The sequence below is a fragment of the Loktanella sp. D2R18 genome (genome assembly GCF_003318235.1).
GTDB lineage: Bacteria > Pseudomonadota > Alphaproteobacteria > Rhodobacterales > Rhodobacteraceae > Yoonia.
Map to the genome: position 1 here is coordinate 1 of NZ_QOCG01000010.1, position 3,357 is coordinate 3,357.

Here is a 3,357-nt window from a genome sequence, read left to right on the forward strand (position 1 = left end):
GAAGGCTGCGGTGGTCAGCGCATGGCACTCACAATCGCGGAACATGCGCGCGCCGGCACGCTGCCAGAGTGGCGGGTGGAGACATCGGTCATCCCGCGCGACTGGTTCACCAACCGGCATGGTCGCACAGCCAAGACAGCAGATGCCGCTGATCTTGGCCCGAAGGGCTGGCCTGCGCAGGAGCGGGTCAATCGCAAGGGCGTGCGTGTGGCAGATGCCGTGCTCTACTGCCCGATTATCATCCGTGGTGACGCAGCTGAAAGGGCATCGCGGCGGCGTCATTGGCTGCTGTTCCGGACGGCATTGTTGGAATTGCGCACGTCATTCCAGATTGGAAACGATCTGACGTCTTGGGTTGTCGGTGACAAGCTGCCACCGCTGCGGCCGTGGGTGGTATGATTTTTCGCCGGTGTTTGCTTTGCCGTAAATTTTGTTTTTCGCAGCAATCAGACTATTCTGGCCTCGGCTTCGTCAACTTTTTTAACCCACGGAATTTCTTCTAACGGAACGCCAACACGTGAGAAAAATCTTTCAAGGCGCGTGCGTGTTTGCCGTCCGCGTTTCAAACCCAAAAATTCAGCAGCATTTAATCCCATCACACGCTCACGGGTATCCCCTGTTTCAGGCAAACTGCTTTGGATCAATTTAAGGTAAGCATCTCCGCCTGAAACGAGGCCGACACTCGGCATGTGTAGATCAGAGCCATACATCATCCTTCGGCGTAGCGCAGGATAGTCCTCAAATAGGGACCCAAACCAGTTTGCTAGGCGGCCCATGTCCTTTGTGGCCTCATCAAAAAGATCTTGGCCCCTCAGTGTGCTTGACCAAAGCGGTAATCCGGCATTTTTATTTTCAAGTGCGGCGCGTGAGTATGCAATCTCATTTTGCACACTTGCATCAAGCCAAATATCGCCTTTATCAGATCCTAATGCATTGAGTGCCGTCTGGAGCCACGGCGAAGGTCGGTAACCATCGTCGGTACGCGCGTCAAAGTAAGATCCATGATTGTGCCCTTCCTCGCCTGCATGTGCAGCAAGACCCTCTATGGATCCTGGTCCGCCTGCTAAATGTGCAAAGGCCACACGCGGATTCACTTCAGGATTTCTGCGGACAGCTTCAATCCAATGGCTTGTCGAGTTCGTCCAATTATTCGGGTCGTCATCTTCCATCATGCAATCCGGGTTTGCCGCAAGGGATGGCGCTCCGTGTGTCAGGATAGGAACATCGAGTTCATCGCAAAGCGCATAGAGCCTTTGCATACCTTCATCCATGAGCCTATGAAGCGCTCGATTGAAATCTGTTTCGCGGTACTCGCCGCATTCCATCCCATTTACCCGCCCTGACAATGCTGCGTATTCTAGGTTGCTCAAGGGATCGAACCCAGCAGAAGGGTGCACTTTGACACCTACCGCTCCGGCGTTTTCAATGGAAGCGCGCACAAGATCTAAGTTGGTAAACGCATGTAAATCCATTTGCTCAATTGCATAGCGTTCCGGATGGAACGAAACCATCGGCAAAAATCGGCCTTTGGATGCAAATGCCAATGCAGAGTAGTACTGCATCTGTTCGTCCGGTTCGGGGTAACTCAGGGTATCCCCTTCATAGAAATCAACAATCGCGGGAACAAATAGGTCGACCTGCTGAAACTGGGTGAGAAGAATTGCGGCATTGCGCGTCCGAGACGTGAAAAACCCGGTGAAGCGTCCATCTCCCAAAGTGCTATCAGGTGTGCTTTCTAATCCGTCATTCGTCACTAGAATATCAAGATCGCTCGGCAAACCCTGTCTGCAAAATTGGTCTTCGGGAGCGGCTGGTTCTCGCATGCGTTTCAATAGTAAATTTGCCTCACGACGCGCCGAAACCGTGTCGGAATCAATACGTGCACGGATGCGACGCAATAGGCCAGGCAATAAAACCGACCCCGAGCGCAAAAAACGGCGATCAACAAATGCGGCATAATCAGCATCTAGCGCGTTCAATAAATGGCAGTGCATGTCGACTACGAGTGGGCCTGTTCGCTCTGACGTGAATTCGCAACGTGACAGGAACAGCTCTTCCTCTTCTCTAGTGTAACCACAAGCAGCAAGCGTTAATGCCGGTGCCGCGACTGTACTCTTTAGAAACCTACGACGATTCATGAAACAAAGAACCTTTCAATAAAATGGATATGAGAAATTGTGCGGATTTCTTTTCTGAAATCAACCTAAAGTTTAAAATCTACATGAAAACAATAGTCATTTGGGATATTAGCCAACATACTCTGATACACCAAAGGTCCACTTCGCGGCTTCTTCCTCGCGGTGCATGTGAGTGCATTTAAGATTCAAGCAAACCTAACCTAACGAGCTTGCTGCGTGTTCAGCGTTTCCACTCACATCCATCTGCCACGCACCATCCGCATTGCAAAAACTTATTGACGGATTCCTAGCTCGTCTTGCTAAGCAACCGTCAACACATCTGCGCCCGATTGGATTTTCCAGTCGGGCGCTTTGCGTTTGGAGGGTGGCGATGGTGAGGCTTTCGTCTGTTGGTTCACGCTTGCGCGCAGCGAGGCCGCGCCTTGTCGTGGCACCTCAGTCTGAGACGGATCGCTCGCGATCACGCGACCGCGATCAAAGCTGGCGCGCTTGGTACAAAACGGCGCGGTGGCAAAAGCTGCGGTTGGTTGTGCTCAAACGCGACGGATACACCTGCCAGCAAACGGGCGTGCTGCTGATCGGAACCTATCCGGCTGAAGACAGCGCGGTGGTTGACCACAAGGTGCCGCATCGCGGTGATGAACGGTTGTTCTGGAACATCGACAACCTGCAATCCGTATCCAAAGCCTACCACGATAGCACCAAACAAAGCTTAGAGCGGCGCGGCCTCGCCTAACCGGGGGGGTAGGTCAAAAGTCAGAGATCCTGATTTGCCTAGACCCGCGCTGATAGTAGCCGGAGATTTTTTTTCGACATGCGTGATATTTTGACGATCGACCTTTTTGGGGATGCTGTCACGCTGCCCTCAGGGCGTCGTGGACGACCCTCTCATAAATGGTCAAAAAGTTCTGCCGACAAGGTGATCTTGGGTCTGGCGATGGGCATGGTGACAAGCGAGATCGCAAATGGACTGGGGATTTCCCTGCCGACTTTGCGCAAGTATTATTTTTCTGAGCTCAAGCGCGCAGATATGCAGCGTGATCGGTTTGAACTTTGGCGCGTGCACCAATTGGCCGAACTGGCCAATGCGGGCAATGTCTCTGCGATCAAAGAACTTGGCAAAGTGATGGCCACGCGGGACCGTGCCAAGGCGCTTGCTGATCTGGAAGACGCAGATGATTTACCCAAAGCACCGCGCATCGGTGTGAAACAACAACGC

General features: G+C 52.6%; 3 protein-coding genes and 1 pseudogene. 3 read left to right on the plus strand and 1 reads right to left on the minus strand.

Annotation, left to right across the window (positions count from 1 at the left end; all coding sequences use genetic code 11):
- Window positions 1-399: pseudogene (locus DS901_RS06605) on the plus strand (hypothetical protein); the annotation flags it as partial.
- 47 nt (window positions 400-446) lie between these two features.
- Here DS901_RS06605 and DS901_RS06610 read toward each other — a convergent pair.
- Entirely contained in the window at window positions 447-1,994 is a 1,548-nt protein-coding gene (locus tag DS901_RS06610) for an amidohydrolase family protein (RefSeq protein WP_181820796.1), read from the minus strand.
- A 514-nt stretch (window positions 1,995-2,508) separates the two neighbouring features.
- On the opposite strand from DS901_RS06610, the gene DS901_RS06615 reads away from it, so the two are divergent.
- A complete protein-coding gene (locus DS901_RS06615; RefSeq protein ID WP_113776157.1) occupies window positions 2,509-2,874 on the plus strand; it encodes an HNH endonuclease in 366 nt (121 codons plus the stop codon).
- 78 nt (window positions 2,875-2,952) lie between these two features.
- The coding region (locus tag DS901_RS06620; RefSeq protein WP_258546668.1) for a hypothetical protein at window positions 2,953-3,357 on the plus strand (405 nt) is incomplete at its 3' end.

Bases quoted from the DNA above. Each gene is read 5' to 3' on its own strand.
- DS901_RS06610 (WP_181820796.1), bottom strand. From the start codon at position 1,994: ATGCACTGCCATTTATTGAACGCGCTAGATGCTGATTATGCCGCATTT.
- DS901_RS06615 (WP_113776157.1), top strand. From the start codon at position 2,509: ATGGTGAGGCTTTCGTCTGTTGGTTCACGCTTGCGCGCAGCGAGGCCG.